The 15,598-nt window shown below is 67.8% G+C and carries 14 protein-coding genes and 1 pseudogene; 5 read left to right on the top strand and 10 right to left on the bottom strand.

Annotation, left to right across the window (positions count from 1 at the left end; all coding sequences use genetic code 11):
• Positions 1-2: 2 nt before the first annotated feature.
• Positions 3-1,004, bottom strand: a complete 1,002-nt coding sequence (locus tag D7X74_RS03395) for a hypothetical protein (RefSeq protein ID WP_120531459.1) — start codon at positions 1,002-1,004, stop codon at positions 3-5.
• A gap of 1 nt (position 1,005) precedes the next feature.
• Positions 1,006-2,889 carry a hypothetical protein gene (locus tag D7X74_RS03390; protein ID WP_233601948.1) on the bottom strand — a complete coding sequence of 628 codons (1,884 nt, stop codon included), beginning with the start codon at positions 2,887-2,889 and terminating at the stop codon, positions 1,006-1,008.
• Positions 2,890-3,129: 240 nt separating this feature from the next.
• On the opposite strand from D7X74_RS03390, the gene D7X74_RS43585 reads away from it, so the two are divergent.
• Entirely contained in the window at positions 3,130-3,300 is a 171-nt protein-coding gene (locus D7X74_RS43585; RefSeq protein ID WP_167508718.1) for a hypothetical protein, read from the top strand.
• Between the two features lie 79 nt (positions 3,301-3,379).
• On the opposite strand, the gene D7X74_RS03380 is transcribed toward D7X74_RS43585, so the two are convergent.
• The gene (locus D7X74_RS03380) at positions 3,380-3,772 is read right to left on the bottom strand and encodes a RidA family protein (RefSeq protein WP_120531457.1); all 393 of its coding nucleotides are present in this window, start codon (positions 3,770-3,772) and stop codon (positions 3,380-3,382) included.
• An 87-nt stretch (positions 3,773-3,859) separates the two neighbouring features.
• On the opposite strand from D7X74_RS03380, the gene D7X74_RS03375 reads away from it, so the two are divergent.
• Positions 3,860-4,336 (top strand): hypothetical protein, encoded by a 477-nt coding sequence (locus D7X74_RS03375; RefSeq protein ID WP_120531456.1) that lies wholly within the window; start codon positions 3,860-3,862, stop codon positions 4,334-4,336.
• Between the two features lie 465 nt (positions 4,337-4,801).
• Here the strand turns inward: D7X74_RS03375 and D7X74_RS43920 are convergent, their stop codons facing one another.
• The 4 genes from D7X74_RS43920 to D7X74_RS03355 are packed head-to-tail and all read right to left on the bottom strand — an operon-like array spanning position 4,802 to position 8,751.
• Positions 4,802-5,572, bottom strand: coding sequence for an SMI1/KNR4 family protein (locus D7X74_RS43920; RefSeq protein ID WP_233595336.1), 771 nt, complete (start codon positions 5,570-5,572; stop codon positions 4,802-4,804).
• The gene (locus D7X74_RS03365) at positions 5,551-6,681 is read right to left on the bottom strand and encodes a DUF4150 domain-containing protein (protein ID WP_120531455.1); all 1,131 of its coding nucleotides are present in this window, start codon (positions 6,679-6,681) and stop codon (positions 5,551-5,553) included. The genes D7X74_RS43920 and D7X74_RS03365 overlap by 22 nt, the downstream gene beginning before the upstream one ends.
• Positions 6,682-6,694: 13 nt before the next feature.
• Positions 6,695-7,744 (bottom strand): hypothetical protein, encoded by a 1,050-nt coding sequence (locus tag D7X74_RS03360; protein ID WP_120531454.1) that lies wholly within the window; start codon positions 7,742-7,744, stop codon positions 6,695-6,697.
• On the bottom strand, positions 7,741-8,751 hold the full coding sequence (locus D7X74_RS03355) for a DUF2169 domain-containing protein (RefSeq protein ID WP_120531453.1): 1,011 nt from the start codon (positions 8,749-8,751) through the stop codon (positions 7,741-7,743). The genes D7X74_RS03360 and D7X74_RS03355 overlap by 4 nt, the downstream gene beginning before the upstream one ends.
• Positions 8,752-9,319: 568 nt before the next feature.
• Between D7X74_RS03355 and D7X74_RS03350 the strand changes: the two genes are divergently transcribed.
• Positions 9,320-10,138 carry an SDR family NAD(P)-dependent oxidoreductase gene (locus D7X74_RS03350; RefSeq protein ID WP_120531452.1) on the top strand — a complete coding sequence of 273 codons (819 nt, stop codon included), beginning with the start codon at positions 9,320-9,322 and terminating at the stop codon, positions 10,136-10,138.
• 85 nt (positions 10,139-10,223) lie between these two features.
• On the opposite strand, the gene D7X74_RS03345 is transcribed toward D7X74_RS03350, so the two are convergent.
• Positions 10,224-11,051 carry a crotonase/enoyl-CoA hydratase family protein gene (locus tag D7X74_RS03345; protein WP_120531451.1) on the bottom strand — a complete coding sequence of 276 codons (828 nt, stop codon included), beginning with the start codon at positions 11,049-11,051 and terminating at the stop codon, positions 10,224-10,226.
• A 127-nt stretch (positions 11,052-11,178) separates the two neighbouring features.
• On the opposite strand from D7X74_RS03345, the pseudogene D7X74_RS03340 reads away from it, so the two are divergent.
• Positions 11,179-11,283: pseudogene (locus D7X74_RS03340) on the top strand (transposase domain-containing protein); the annotation flags it as partial.
• 210 nt (positions 11,284-11,493) lie between these two features.
• Here the strand turns inward: D7X74_RS03340 and D7X74_RS03335 are convergent.
• Positions 11,494-12,132: a PP2C family serine/threonine-protein phosphatase gene (locus D7X74_RS03335; RefSeq protein ID WP_158622168.1), complete on the bottom strand. Its 639-nt coding sequence runs from the start codon at positions 12,130-12,132 to the stop codon at positions 11,494-11,496.
• 91 nt (positions 12,133-12,223) lie between these two features.
• Positions 12,224-13,765, bottom strand: a complete 1,542-nt coding sequence (locus D7X74_RS03330) for a hypothetical protein (RefSeq protein WP_120531449.1) — start codon at positions 13,763-13,765, stop codon at positions 12,224-12,226.
• Positions 13,766-13,933: 168 nt separating this feature from the next.
• Between D7X74_RS03330 and D7X74_RS03325 the strand changes: the two genes are divergently transcribed.
• Positions 13,934-15,358 (top strand): lipase maturation factor family protein, encoded by a 1,425-nt coding sequence (locus tag D7X74_RS03325; RefSeq protein WP_120531448.1) that lies wholly within the window; start codon positions 13,934-13,936, stop codon positions 15,356-15,358.
• Positions 15,359-15,598: the final 240 nt, after the last annotated feature.

The raw sequence follows: 15,598 nt of genomic DNA, 5'->3' as shown, positions 1-15,598 counted from the left end.
CTTCAGTAGAAGATCCAATGCGGGTGACGGATGAAGTACGAGCACACGCCCACGTAGGCGGGCTCGGTGTCCGTCGGTGTCGAGAGCGGCACGAAGACGTCGGCGTAGAGCGCCTCCACCTGCGCGTCGGAGAAGCGCTCCCCCAGGAAGTGCAGCGACCAGCGCCGGAGCGTGGTCTTCACGTCCGTGGGGTCGGCGGTGCGCCGCGTGCCCGCGGGGAAGAGCGCCACGTTGCCCGTCTTGGCCAGGGCCATGCGGCACCACCGCTGGGAGACCTGCGTCAGCGTGAGCGCGAACGTGGGGGACGGGCTCCGGTCCGACGACGTCTGGGTCATCACGGAGCCGCCGCCCAGCCCATAGAAGCGCTCGGAGGTGGTGCCCTGTCGCGGGGCGGGCACGGCGTCCGGCGGCTGGAGCGGGTAGAGGTCGTCACCGCGGGACTCCGCCATGGGGATGCCGAACTCGTTCGCGGAGACGAAGAAGTCCTCATGGGCAAGGCCCAGCTGTTGGTACAGCGCCCGCTGCGCCTGGGTCGCGCTCAGGCGGGTGATGCGCGGCGCGTCGGGGTCGGGGCGCGCGTCGCGCTGCTGCGCCGTGAGCCCCTGGATCCACGCGCGGACCTCCGCCACGGGCAGCTTCGCCGTGCCTTCGGAGACGAGCTGCGCATAGGACTTCTCTCCAATGGGCATCTGCTTGAACGCGGCGCTGCCCCGGCCCTCCAACAGCCGCACCAATTCGCTGTCATCCGGGCTGCCGGCCTTCACCAGCCGGGCGTCCGCCACCAGCAGGCTCTGGAACGCGTCCACGGAGGCGAAATACCCGCGCGCGCCCTGGGCGTGGCAGCCCTCGCAGTGCGGCTTGAGGCCTTCCATGACGCGCACGGTTTCGGAGCTGGCCGGCGTGCCGCAGGCGGACTGTTCCTGGACCCGGGGGGACGCGGTGCCGTCCCTGCCGCACGCGAGCGTCACGGGAAGCACGAGCAGGAGGAGTGAGAGGTGCTTCATGTCAGCGCCCCCGCCGGAACAGGCTGGACTGGGTGAGTGATTTGACGAACGGGCGCACCTTGCGGCCTCCCGCGAGGAAGCGCGTCACCTGTTCGTCCAGGTAGCCCGCCTCCCGGGTCGGGTCGATGTCGCGGCCGAGCACCTGCGCATGCAGGTGCCGCACGACACAGCGGTCGAAGGCCCCCGCCGCGACGATGAGCTTGGCGAAGCCGAGCGGCCCCACGGTCCCATCTCCCTGCTGTCCGAGCAGCGTCTGCTCCGGGGGGAGGAAGTCGAGGAAGATGGCCTCGGGGTTGAGCTGCGCCTGGGCCTCGGTGACGGGCGTGAGCTTCGTGTCGGGCGCGTACCACCGGTTCCAGTGGCTGAACGGGTCGCCGCCGTAGGGGTATGCGCCGGTGCGCCACCGGTCGGGCCAGTGCCACTCCGTGCCCACGCCCGGCATCGGGTACTTCGCGCCATAGCCCTCAAACGCCGAGCCCGCCTTCGCGAAGCGCTTGAAGTGGATGGCCGCCGGGTCGAGCCGGCTGTGGCAGTGCTGGCAGGGCCCTTCGGTGCCAGGGTCGCGGCGGTACTCATTGAACTTCTGGCCCAGCGGCGGGGAGAGGACCTCGCACGCCAGCGTCTCCAGCGCCCGGGCGCCGCGCACGCGCTCGCGCGGGTAGCCCGTGAGGAAGCCCATGCTGGTGAGCATGCCCGCGGCGGGAACGCCCCGCGACGGGCCGGCCTGGGTGCGCGGGTCGTAGCGGTAGTCGCGCTCGGCGAGGAGGAAGGGATTGCGCGCGGGGACCGGGTACTCGCGCCAGGCCAGCGGATCCGACGGCGCGTGGTCCGGGTCCACCGCCGCGCCGGCGAAGCGCGAAGGCCGCCACCAGGAGTCATCGTCGAGGAGGCCTGTCGCGCCCCCCGCGAGCCCCTGCATCACATACGCGGCCTGGAGGTTGGTGGGCGCGACGGAGTAGGTGCCGAGGATGAGGTCCGTCACCGGCCGGTCGTGCCACGCGAGGTGGGCGAAGAGGCGGGCGGGTTCCTCGGAGACGAGCCGCCGCTGGCCGTGCTCGTTGTAGTGCAGGAAGCTCTCGAAGCCCGCGTACTGCTGGAAGTCGGCGTGGCAGCGCACGGCGTTCGGGCCACACCCGCAGGTGCCTTCCGGGCCGACCTTGGCGCAGATGACGGGCACGGGGTTGCCGTTGACGCTGGTGGTGCCCTCGGTGGAGGTATTGGCCGCGACGCCCACCAGCGTGACCGTCGTCCCCGGAGCCCACCACGGCTCCAGGGCGGTCTCCTCGACGGGCGAGCCATCCGTCTTCACGCCGTCACAGGCGGTGGTGTCCCCGCGGAAGTATTTCCAGGCGCCGGCCTTCGCCGTGCCCGCCGGGCACCGCTGGACGGAGCGCTGCTGCTGCACCCCGTACTCCGGAGCATCGGCGGTGAGTGGGGTGAGCGGGATGTTGAACCAGTCGCGAGCGTGCTCGAACATCGTCCGGTAGAAGGTGGGCTGCCCGAGCGTCTGGTCGACGAAGGCATCCACGAAGGCCCGCTGCGCGGTGTCGTCGCCCGCGGCTTCGAGCGCGGCGAACTCCTCATCGGTGGGAGGCGTGCCCCGCAGCGCGAGTGACGTTCGCCGCAGCAGCCGGCTGGGGGCGAGCAGGTCGCTCTTCTCCCCCGCGTCGGTGCCCCCCGAAGGGGTGGGCTCCTCGCAGCCGGCGTCCGTCGAGCCCGAGGGATCCACCGGCGAGTCAGGCGTTCCGCCCACCACGCCGGTACAGCCCGTCCACACGATGAGTGCGAGGAGACAGCAGACGGAGCGTGGCAGCCGTGCGGGCCCCCGACGGGAAGAGGAAGGCTCCGGGGGCGCGCCAGGAGCGGCCGAGATGCGCGGATTCATTCGCGGCCCCCACGCAATGCATGTGCCAGGGCATTGAGCGACGGCGGTGCACGGACGCTCACTCGGGAGGTGCGCGCGGGGGGGCTTGCGCCGTCAGCGATTGCGATGGTTCCACCCCCCAGACTGTGGGGCGTGGCCCCCTCGCCGCGGCATCAGCCCTCTGCGCGCTGGAGGTTCCGCGCAGTGGCCGCCAGCAGTAGGATTGGCTCGCTGTACCGACTCATTGACAGGAGCGCGTGCATGTCCAAGAAGACCCTTCGCATCGTTGCCCTTCTCTCCGCGATCGCTGGCGTTGGCGTCGCGGGGCTCACCCTGGTTCCGGGCACGGCTCAGGCGGCGGAGCTGCCGTCGGGCTGCTATCGGCACCCCATCACCGGCGCGCTGATCTGTCCCTACCCGCCGCCGTTCTAGGGCGCCTTCGCTTCAACGCCGGGAGCTCCGCGCTGGACGGTGAGCTCGGAGCTCCCGGGTGCACTCCGTGCCAGGAGGCTCAAGGCACGTAGGCGATGCAATCAATCTCCACGCGCAGGCCGGCGTTGGGAAGCGCGGACACCTGCACGGTGGTGCGCGCGGGCCGATGGCCGGCGAAGACGCGCTCATAGACAGCGTTCATCCGGGCGAACTCCTGCATGTCCACCAGGAAGACGCCGCAGCGCAGGACGTGCTGGAGGCTGGAGCCACCGGCCACGAGGATGCGCTCCAGGTTGCGCAACACCTGCTCCGTCTGCGCTTCGATTCCTTCGGCCTGCACGCCGGTGGAAGGATCCCTGGCGGCCTGTCCGGAGATGAAGAGCAGTCTGTCCAACTGCATGCCGGGAGAGTACGGGCCCGCGGGCTTGGGCAGTCCAGGCGCGACGATGGGCTGGTGCTTCGCTGACGTCATGGGGTTCTCCATTGAGTGGCTCGGTCTACACGGGAACCTAATCGGAGGGGGTTGGCATGTCCTGCCAATAGCTGTCAGGCTTGACCCATGGTGAGCCTCCTCGTTCCGCTGTACTGGCTGGCGTTCCTGACGTTCGCGAGCCCGCCGACGCTGGCCGACTTCTTCCAGAAGCCGGACCGCGTGGAGGTGTATCGGGCCCGGATGGACCCTACGCCAGACACGCCTCCCAAGGAGGACACGCGTCCCCGGGTGGGCATGGCCGTCTTCACCGTGAAAGGGCAAGACCTGACGCCGGAGGAGCGCAAGGAGCTGGCCGCCACCTGGACCTCTCCGGAGAACACGCCCAAGAAGGGGCGGATGATGTGCCCCTTCAACCCGGACATGGCGCTGCGCTTCTGGCGCGGCGACACCTGGGTGGACGTGGTGGTGTGCTTCGGCTGCGGTGAGCAGCTCTTCTACGACGCGAAGAAGCAGTCCCTGGCCGCCGGACGGCTCACGGACTTCGCGCTGCTGCACCGCATCGCGGACAAGAACAAGTTCCCGAGGAAGAAGGACGACTGGTAGCAGCGCTCCAGCCCACTGCACCGAGACTCGGGGAGACAGGAATTGAACCCGTGGACGCGCGGGGCGTACCAGCTCTCCGCACCAGCGCCCACCCTCCATAGGGCCTCCATCCGCTCTCGATGTCTGAGTCCTGATTCACGCCTCGGGTCATCCGGTCGTCGTCCAAAGCGAGCCGAAGAGCCTGAGGACGACGTGAGGCCGTGTCCGGAAGCAGCCAGGCCCGAGCGCAGGGGCCGCCACATTCGTTCGATGGGTTGAAGTTGGGGGCTGTAGGGCGGCAACCGGTACGGGCAGAGGTGAGAATCCTCAACCCCCTCAAGCCGCTCGCCCGATGGCGGGCGAGGAAGCGCTGGACGTTGCGTGTCGTCGTCCCCAGGTCCTCGGCGAAGCGGGTCATTGAATGAGGGCCATGCCAGTTTGAAGGTGGAGCGCGAAGCTGGCCCTACGGCGAAGGGCGCTGGCGCATCAACGAAGCGCCGGAGTCCAGGTGTTGACCTCGACCTCCAGCGAGGACTCCTTCGCGACCTCCCCCAGGATTCTCCGGAGGACTCCGGCGTTACTCCCCCCGAGCAGGAACGTGCGCACGTTCTCAAGATTCTCTCTGGGCGTTCCGCCGCAGCTGAGGACCGCGTCGGCTCGCTCATACAGTCCGCAGTAGCGGCCGGTAGCGATTGGCTGCGTGAACCCCAGACTGCTCAGCACCGGAACGAGGAGGGAGAGCAGGTCTGAGTCTTCGCGATAGAGCGTCCCCTCGCACCTCTGGGGCATTTGCTCGAACCGGAATCGGAACAGCGCGCTCCACGACAGCATCTCGTGGAAGGTCTCGAACCGATCGATGGGATCGTCGCCCCCGCGCGCGTACCGCGCCGTCACCGTCGCATCGCCTCGCGCGGGCGCGTCGAGGTCATAGAACGCGTGCAAGGGCATCATCTCGTCGGACTCGTATCCAATGAGCAGGAACCGGGGATTGGGCGCGACGATCTTCCTGGCGTAGCAGTCCAGCACGCGCCGCGCAGAGAAGTCCTGACTGGGATAGGCCAGCGGCCCCATGCTCTGCCCCATGCGGCTCAGGAACCAGCGATAGAACCGTGGCAGGGGACGCCCGGCGATACGCTCGAGCTGCTCGACTTCATCGGGCGTGGCACCCCGCCACTGCTCCGCGAGCCCGGGCACGGTCCTCAGGAGGAGGTCCTCCACCTCAAGGAACTCAAGGTCTATTTCGTCTTGTGCTGACACTTCATTTCCTCCTCGGGACAGATGAGCAGGGGAAGGATGACGGCGCAGGACATGCACGGTGGGACGCTCTTGCCGTGTGCAAAGTGCCTCTCGACTTCCCTTCCACTCTTGTCGATGAACCGGATCTTCGCGCTCACCGGCTGCCCATCACTGCGGAACCACCGCTCCGACAGCCCCGTGACGCGCGCGCCATGGTCCATCGCCAACACGAGTGCCTTGGGGCCGGCACAGCCTCCCGGAGGGTAGGCCGCGGCGGTGGTCTTCTTGCTCGCGAACTGCTCATTGAAGGCCTGGGCTCGCGCCCAGGCCTTCTCCACGTTCTTGCTGTGTTTCTTGAAGCGATTATCAATGAACGCGCGGACCTCCTTGCGCGTGGTGCCGGGCTTGGGCGCGTTCCAGCCGAGTTCACTGACGCTCTTGCAGAAGACTTCGAGGGTGTTGCTCGAGTGGTCAGCGTATCTCTGTCCGCACTTGCATTGAGCAACGCCGAGCATCCTTCCCCAAGGAAGCTCCTCTTCGGGGAACTCACCGACGCAGATCTTCTTGGTGAGCTTGACCTCCAGCTGCGCGGCGTTGGCCTGGGTCGCGGGGGTTTCCTTCAACGAACCCTCGCTGCCATGCACCTTCTTGCAGAGGGGGCACACGTCCTTCCCGCTGACGACCAGGAGGGCTCCGGTCTTCTGGACCACTCCCAGCATCGTCGCCGCATTGGCTGGGCTTCCACTCGGCCCGCAGTTGTTGAGCATGGGGTCACCGAGCAACTGGACGTTCTTCCCCTCGAACTTCACGTCCATGGACCCGGGACCGAGGAAGCAGGTGGGACCTTCCACGTTGGCGGAGACAATGCCACCGCCCGTCCCCTTGCTGGCCACGTCGCCCATGGAGCCGAAAGTCGCGCCCTTGATGGCGACTTTCTTTCCCTCAATGGTGACCGTCTTGGAGTACTTCTTCGGGTCTGTTCCGCTCTTCCCAATGTTGGGCAACGGCGTCGGCACGAACGGCGCCGGTGGCCCTGGCATCTTGCACACGTTGGGTAGCGTTGCCGCTGCAACCCCACTGGAGCCCTCGGTCACCGGCGTCTTCGGTGCATTCACTGAGACGTTGCTCATTGCGTCCCCCTCCTTACGACACCCGCGGGTCCTGCAGGAGCATCGCCCCTCGCAGTCCCCCATCAGAACCCGCTGTCACCATCGTCCGAGGGCCTCGCGCATAGCCTCGTGCGAACGCCCGGACCGCCAGGACGCCTCCGAGGGCCCCCGCCGCAGCGCCCACGTCGCCCCAGCAGTCGCTCAGGGAGCGATACGCCGTGGAGTGCCAGACCGATGGCGTCCTCAGCGCGACGAATCCCCACTCCTCACTGCGGTACCGCTCGCCATTGATGTCGGTATAGAGATCATCCACTTTCTCGCGGGACAGGTCGAGCCCCGCGACCGCGCCTTCGACCGCCTGGGTCATTCCAACGCCAAACGAGCCCGTGTCACTGTCACGCAGGAGGCGCTCCTGCGCGGTCCGTGCCCCTCGCACCACCGCCAGCCGGGGCAACTGCAAGCGGCGGCGCAGCCCAGCACTCATCAATGCCAGGCACCCGGCCCCCTCGCCAGGAATGAATCCACTGCGAATCCCTGGCTGCGCGAACCGGCCATTTCGCTCCAGCCAGAGAAACGTCTCCGCGTGGAGGTAGCTGTCCACGCCCGCCACCAGGAAGAAAAGCTCCCGGCCTTCGGAGGACTCCCGTAGGGCCTGTTCCACCGCGCGCAGGGCTCCCGCATGGCCACGTCCGGCAATCTCGACGCGCGTGAGCGCGGCCTTCGCCCGCAGGCGTGCCTCCATGGCGCTCACGAGCCAGGTCGCGTCCTCATCGGAGAACCCCGGGCGCGCCTCGGGAAGCGACAGCAGCAACCGGCACCGGAGCCCCTCCAGGAGCGCTGAACCGAGCTTCCCCTCGACTTCGTCGAGGACACTCTCAAGCAAAGGCACGTACCGGTCCCTCCCCTCCAGCTTCGGGTCGAGTTCCCCATCCGAGGCCACCACGACCGGCTCACCGCGCGCATCGATGAAGGGGAACTCTGCGTACCGGGAGATACCTGCGCGCACGGCCGCCGCGCTGCTCTCCGCGGAGTAACCGAGCGGGGTCCGAGCGCCGACAGCCACCACCTCGACTTCAGCGCTCATGTCTCACCCCTCAGTTCGAAGATCTCCGTCTCGTCGAGGTAGTCCGCCTCCGGCGCGCGTACGCGCAGCGCGCTCTGCCACACCAGACAAAGGCGCCGCGCCTCGGGCTCCACCAGGACCGTCGTCAGCCGTGAGCCGTGCTCCTCGCGACGCGTACCAATGCGCGTCTTGAAGCCGAGCGAGATGCGAGGGAGCTCGAAGCGCAAGAGTCCCTCGTGAGTCATGTTCACCAGTGCGACGGGCTCTCCGCCCTCCAGGGGGTTCTCGGGCCGCTGATCCACCGGGGCGCTCAGTGCAAAAGCAGGGTCGAAGTCATCCGGGAGCAGTGGCTTCTTCGTGCGCTCCCACCGGGCGTCGTAAGTCCCCGCGAGCTTGCGCCGGGGCATCCACGAGGAATCGATGGGACCGAACCCCGCGGGGCCCATGGTCGCGGGGGCTCCGCTGGGATACTCGATGGCGTGGGCAGGCTTTCCAGCGAGGTGGGCGCCGCGCGTCGCGAAGCCGCGCCCGATGGGATTCCGCTCATCAATGCGGTGCTTCGCCGGGTCGGGGTCTGACAGGTCGCTGCCACCAAAGGCGAACTCATACTGAATGGGCCGCGTGGTGAAGGGCTGGGGCCGGCCGGGCGTCACGCCGGACCAGCCTTGCTCGTAGGTTCGATCCCCGTGCACGACGAGGATCTTATGGAGCCGCCCGACCCGGAGCGAGACCGGCACCGTGGGCGCCGGTCTTCCACGAGGCGCATGCGCATGCGCGCTCACGAGGATGTCCGTGCCTGGCTTCGGCGCCAGCAGGTCGGAGTCGTATCGCAGGCTGGAGCGGCCCGGCTCGCCGAAGGACTCCGGAATCAATACCGGCGGAAGCTGCTCGTCCGCGAGCTTCAGCCGCCCGTCAGGCCCGATGTCGAACGTCGCCTTGACGGCGACGAGCCACCAGTGGATTCCATCCCTGTCTCGCGTCCAGTTGCGCTCCGCAGCAAACACCGTGCGGTTGTTCAGTGCCCACATGTGCCCCCCAGCTCCATTCAGCCACCACGGCGGCTAAAGCCCCACAGGGGTCGTGCGGCCTGGCGCCCATCCCATCAAGCGACGTGCCTGTCTCTTCAGCGCACCTTCCATGCGAATCAGCCCAGCGAGGAGCCGGAACTGGACGCCAGGGACACGACCCGCCAACTGCGACTGGTTTACTGCTGGAGCGTGACGAGGCAAAGACAAAGCTCCGGGGGGCCTCGCGAAAGTCCTCGAAATTCCTGGGCATCTGAGTGAGGACCTCGGCCGCTCCAGGGAACTCCAACTGGGCTGCGATAGCCTCCCTCAGCACGCAGCGCACCAGCTCGCGGAGCATCAGAGACCGGACCTGCCTCATCACCGACGACAACCCCAAGCACCTCAGCGCCGCGAACAGACGGGGCCCCTGCACACTGCTTGTGGCTGGCTTCATCCAAGGAACGTGGGCGCTCCAACGCGACAGCGGCACTGCGGCACTGAACATCAGATGCCACGGACGACGACGTCCGCATCACCCGGGCGCGGTGAAGTAGCCTCGCACCCGTCCGCGAATCACACAGGAGCCACCATGAAGCTGATTTCGAGCAGTGCCATCGTGACGGGAGCAGGCCAGGGCATCGGGTTGGGGATCGCCGCGCGCCTCATGCGGGACGGAGCCAACGTCCTCCTCTTCGGGCGGACCCTGGAGAAGGTGGAAGCAGCCGCCGGAGAGCTCAACCGGGGGATGGAGGGGCGCACGCGGGCCGTGCCCTTCGCGGGAGACGTGGTCAGCGCGGAGGACGTGGCGCGGGCCATCGAGGTTGCCACGCGGGAGTTCGGCCTCCCGGGGATCCTGGTGAACAACGCCGGGTCGGCCACGCTCCGCCCGCTCCTTGAGTTGCCTGCGGAGGAGTTCGACCAGATCCTGGCCATCAATCTCAAGGGGCCCTTCCTCTTCACCCAGGCACTCGCGAAGGCGCTCGTCGCCGCGAAGCAGCCGGGCTCCATCGTCAACATCTCCTCGTTGAATCAGACGGCCGTGACGGACGGGCTCGCCCACTACTGCGCCTCCAAGGCGGGGCTCGCGAACTTCTCGAAGGTCGCGGCTTCGGAGCTGGGGCGCTACGGCATCCGGGTGAATGTCGTGGCCCCGGGAGCCATCCGCACGCCCCTGGCCGAGGGTGCCGGCCTCCTGACGGGAGCCATGGGGCGGGAGTTCCTCGCCCACACGCCGCTCGGGAAGCCGTGTGGCGAGCCGGAGGACGTGGCGAAGGTGGTGTCATTCCTCTGCAGCGACCTGGCGTCATGGATCACCGGCGACACCCTCGCCGTCGACGGTGGCAATCACATCCGCGGGCTGCACAGCTACGCGGACACGCTGGGCCTCACCCGTCCCGTGGAAGGCTGAGCCGTCCACCGCTCGCGGTCCCCGGGGGGGTGAAGCCTCCCCGGGTTCTCAAGACAGAGGCAGGCGACGGCAGAGGCCCGGCGCGTCAGCGTCCCTGGAAGCGGGGCGGCCGGCGCTCGGCGAAGGCGGAGAAGGCCTCCGTCAGGTCATGCGACTGGAGGAAGGCCGAATTCCACACCGCCACGTAACGCAGCCCGTCCGCGATGGACTTGTCCGCGCAGTACTCCATCACCTGCTTGGCGCCCTGGATGACGAGCGGCGGATTGTCGGCGATGCGCCGCGCCGTCGCCCGCGCCTCCGTGAGCAGGGCCTCGGGCGTGGGGAAGACCTCATTGACCAGGCCCATGCGCAGCGCGCGCGCCGCGTCCACGTCGCCGCCGGTGTAGGCCAGCTCGCGCGTGTTCCCCTCGCCGATGATGCGCGGCAGCCGCTGGAGCGCGCCCAGGTCCGCGACGATGCCGACCTTCACCTCGCGCAGGGAGAACTTCGCGTCCTGGGAGCAGTACCGGAAGTCACACGCGGCGATGAGGTCCATGCCCCCGCCAATGCACCAGCCATGCACCGCGGCGATGACGGGCTTCTTGCACCGCGCCACCCCTTCCGTGGCCTGCTGCATCTCACCAATCAGCTTGAGAAGCTGGCTGCGCTCCAGCGCCAGGTTGCTCTCGGCGGTGAGCAGCGGCCCGAGGGTCTCCATCATCCCCATCAGGTCCAGGCCATAGGTGAAGTGGTTGCCCTCGCCGCGCACCAACACCACGCGCACGGCGTCGTCGGCGTCCAGGTCGCGGAGCGCCTCGGGCATCTCCCGCCAGAAGTCGGGGCCCATGGCGTTGCCCTTGCCCGGGCCGGTGAGCACCAGCTCGGCGACGCCCTCGCCCTTCTCGATGCGCAATGACTTGTACGTGTCGCCCATCCATTCCCTCCCAGGGAAGTTCGCTGGCGGCACTTGAGCAGATGCAGCGCGGCGGCGTCCACGAACGCGTCCACGCGCTGTTCGTTCGCACCTGGAGCCTCACGAACCCGCGGCTCGCCGGATTGGGTGCGAGGCCAACGGCATCAATCCCGAGGCGGACCTCGCGGACGTCCTGCTGCGCGTCCAGACGCACCCGAGCGCCCGCATCGGGGAACTGCTGCCGCACGAATGGAAGCGGCTTCGTACTGCCGACGTCCGCCCTCAATCGATCCGTCACGTCATTGGCCGGACGGTTGTTACCCAGGAGCAGGTGGGCCAGGTCCTTCCATGCAATCGGAGTGGGCAGGGAGCGAAGTTCGGGCACCAGCCGTGGTCCTCGGTGACGCGGTAGACGTGGAGGGCCTCGCTCATGGCGAACAGCCTCGGGAGTGTCAGGACGGAGTCAGGGGCATGGAGCGCTCGGGCGGCACAGGACGAGCCCCACGTCATCCGGGAGCGCGCCGCTCGCAAGTCGAGGCAGCGCGGCCAGCGCGAGCACTGCGGCGTTTGCGTCGGCGAGGCTCACATGCTCCTGGATGCGACGGAGGTCGACGTACTTGAACAATCCGTCTGACGCGCCGAGGAGAACACCGCCTCGCCACGCGAGCTCGAAGGTGACGGGCCGGGCCTGCCCGCTTCCGAGCAGGGGCTTGCGGTGTTGATGCTCCGTCAGCGCGGTCGATTCACCTCCCTGGAACAGCCACAGCTCCGAGTCCCCCACGCTGGCCCCCACCACGCGCCGCGTGGTGACACAGGCGACCAAGGCGGTGGTTTCACCCCCCTGCCCCGAGGCCACCCGCTCCGCGTCGCACCGCACCAGCACATCGCGCCAGGTCTCCTCGCGTTCCACGTCGGCCCCGGCGTCCACGGCGTCCTGGACGCCACGCAGCACGGCCTCCGCGGCCTCGGCGCCACGTCGTGAGTTCCCCGCCCCATCCGCCACCACGAGCACCGTCGCGTCCCCTCGCGTCAGGACCAACACGCGGTCCGCACCCGCCTTGCCCGCCGGCTCCACATGCCACGCCGTCTCGAAATCGCTCATGGGTCGCACCTCCCAGGTCATCCGGGATGACCCGTGGAGTAAAGGTGCTGCCTCCTCTGGGGCCTGGCACTGATGGGTGCGGGATGGGTCGTCAATAGAGCGCCGCGGTCTGGGTGCCGCAGGACTTGCACTTGCGAGCCATGAACCTGGAGGTGGTATGGGTGGCCGTCGAGCCAGTCGCCCAGCCCACGGTCGCCGAGTAGAGCGCGGTGCCCATGCCCATCCACCACCCGCCCACCGTCCCCACCACGCCCAACGCCATCACGGCATAGAGCGCCAGCCCCGAGGCGCAGTGCGCGCAGTAGACCTTCTGGCACTTGGAGCAGCGGTGCCACAGACGGACCAGGCTCACCCTGCTGCCGTGCACGGTCTTGCAGTCGCTGCACGACAGCCCAGCGTGGTTGCTGGACGTATACCAGCCAAGGATCCGCGCCACGGGGCCGACATAGGACATCTCGGTGAGCGCGCTGGCACTGAGCGTCAGTCCAAAGCTCGCGAAATCAGTCTTCTCCCAGAAGGACTCCGCGCCCAGCGCCTTGTCGAAGGTGTCCAGCATGCCCTCACGGCCCATGGGCGACGGGCTGTCGTCGGAGACCACGCGCTTGTAGCCGGGCGCGTTGAACTGGCCCCACATCTCCGCAGCCTCGACATAGGTGGTCGGCAGGAGTTCGTTATAGATCCCCAGACAAGAGCCGAACATCTTCCAGCCGTATTGCACCCGATCCGACTTCAACGCCTGGAGGCTCTTTTCGTGGCCGGCGATCTTCTTCTTCCAATTGGCAATCTGGGCCTGCACCCCAGCGGCGCCCTTCTTCTCCACTTCAGTGGCCAGCTCGGTCGCCCATTTGAGGCCCATGTGGAGCCGCCTCAACTGTCCGATGAGCTCCTCCTTCGAGAACGTGTCGTCCTGCGGCGTCTCCTCGAAGATGCTCAGGACCTTCTCCGACCACGCCTTGTTCTGTTCGACGGAAAGGGCTGGCGTATAGGAGAACGTGAGCAGGGTGAAGAGCGCGGAACCCTGATTGTAATACGGACGCTTCGTGTCCGTGTCCTTATGCGTCTGGAAGCGCTCGACATGCATGATGCCGAGCAACAGCGACGTCGCAAGGAATCGCTTCTTGTCGAGGATGCGATCCAGGATGTATGCCGTTTCGAAGACTCGGGATTTCACCAGTCCCGGCTTCGTGACGACTTTCGTCGTCTTCAGTAGCGAGACGATGTCGGTGTGGCGGTATGTCAGCTTGAAGGAATTACGGAGTGCGGCGAGGGTTTCGCGGAAGGACGCCGCTGTGGCCTCGATGGTCGAGTCGAGGTGGGTGATGAACGCGGGCGCGTTTGTCTTGCCGGTGATGGCACGGGCCTTCTCTGCGTTGCGTTTGAACAACTCCGCCGCGATGCGATCATCGTTCAGCGCGGCGTCGCTGTCCCCGAGCAGGTTGTTGAACAGCTCCAGCATGGAGAAGTAGCTCACTCCCGCCTCGGCGATGGTGTGCTTGTCCTTCTCGTTCACGTATGCGCGGTAGATCGCCATGATCTTCGCGTAGACTTCGTTGTTCGCCTGGGTCAAAGCGTAAAGGCTGTCGCCACCCATCGTCTCATCAAGAGCCTCGTCACGCTTGACGAACTTGTACATGAAAGCCACGGTTCACCTACCTCCGCGCCGCGCAGGCTGTGGCGGCAAAGAGCGCAAGGTAGCGCGGAAGGGGAACCGGAGCAGGCCCACGTGCCCGTGTGGCCCGGTTTCGGAGACGGGCAGGCTGCCGCTCCTGAAGGAGCCCGGGCCCGGACATAACGTTGAGGCATGCCTGAATGGCTCCACGCACCGGACCTCTGGCTTGCGCGGCTCGTGCTCCAGCGCGGCCTGGGGTTCTGCTACCTCATCGCCTTCCTCGTCGCGCTGGGGCAGTTCCGGCCGCTCCTCGGCGAGCACGGTCTGCTCCCGGTCCCCCGCTTCCTCGCTCGGATGCGCTTCCGCGACGCGCCGAGCGTGTTCCACCTGCGCTATTCCGACCGCCTGCTGGTCGCCGTCGCGCTCGTCGGCATCCTCCTGTCGCTCACCGTCGTCCTGGGCCTCCCCGATGCGTGGCCCATCCCTCTCACGCTCGCGACCTGGCTCGTGCTGTGGGCGCTCTATCTCTCCATCGTCAACGTCGGGCAGACCTTCTATTCCTTCGGCTGGGAGTCGCTCCTCCTCGAAGCCGGGTTCCTCGCCGCGTTCCTGGGCCCGGCGTGGAGCGCGGTGCCCGCTCCGCTCCTCTGGCTCTTCCGCTGGCTGCTCTTCCGCGTCGAGTTCGGGGCCGGGCTCATCAAGCTGCGCGGCGACCCGTGCTGGAGAGACCTCACCTGCCTTGACTACCACCACGAGACGCAGCCGATGCCGAACCCCCTCTCCTGGTACTTCCACCGCCAGCCCAAGCCACTGCACCGGCTCGAGGTGCTCGGAAGCCACTTCGCCCAGCTCGTCGCACCGTTCCTGCTGTTCTTCCCGCAGCCCATCGCCACCTTCGCGGGGCTCTTCATCGCGCTCACGCAGTCGTGGCTTCTCCTGAGCGGCAACTACTCCTGGCTCAACTTCATCACCATCATCCTCACGGCCTCGGCACTCGACGGTGCCGTGCTCGGGCACCTGCTGCCCCTCGGTCACGCCAGCACGCGCGCCGTTCCCTGGCACGACGGGCTCGTCCTCGCGATCACCGCGCTCCTCGTCGTGCTCTCCTACCGGCCCGCGCGCAACCTCTTCGCACGCGAGCAACTCATGAATGCCAGCTTCGAGCCGCTCCGCCTCGTGAACACCTACGGAGCCTTCGGCAGCATCACTCGCGAGCGCTACGAGGTCGTCATCGAGGGCACGAACGACGAGCGCCTCACGCCGGCCACCGAGTGGCGGGAGTACGAATTCCGAGGCAAGCCGACCGACCCGAAGCGGCGCCCGTCGCAGTGGGCGCCGTACCACCTGCGGCTCGACTGGCTCATGTGGTTCGCCGCGCTCTCGCCGGCGCACGCGCCCCGGTGGTTCCCGCCGTTCATGGAGAAGCTCCTGCGGGGCGACGCGGCGACACTCCGCCTGCTGCGACACAACCCCTTCCCGGAGCACCCGCCGCGCATGCTTCGCGCCGTGCTGTACCGCTACCGTTTCACGACCTGGCAGGAACGGCGCGACACGGGCGCGTGGTGGGAACGCACGCGCCTGGGCGATTATCTCCCGCCGACCAGGCTCCGCGCCTGACGTCCGTCGCATGAAGAATGGACGAGAATGCGTCGTTGCGCCGTGGTGCGTGTCCACGACGACGGGCCCTCCGGCGCGTCACCGGGACTTGAGCAGACCCGACGAGGCCCAGGCACGAAGCACGAGCGACACCACGCCCCACCACACGGCGGCCACCAGCACCCAGCCGAGCAGCGAAGGCTGCCCCCAGCCGCCCGACTCCCCCCTCGCGAAGACAGGGAGCCCCAGTGTCTGGAAGAC

The organism is Corallococcus sp. CA047B (assembly GCF_003612065.1).
In the GTDB taxonomy this organism is placed as follows: domain Bacteria; phylum Myxococcota; class Myxococcia; order Myxococcales; family Myxococcaceae; genus Corallococcus; species Corallococcus praedator.
This window is presented reverse-complemented; position numbering and strand designations above follow the sequence as displayed.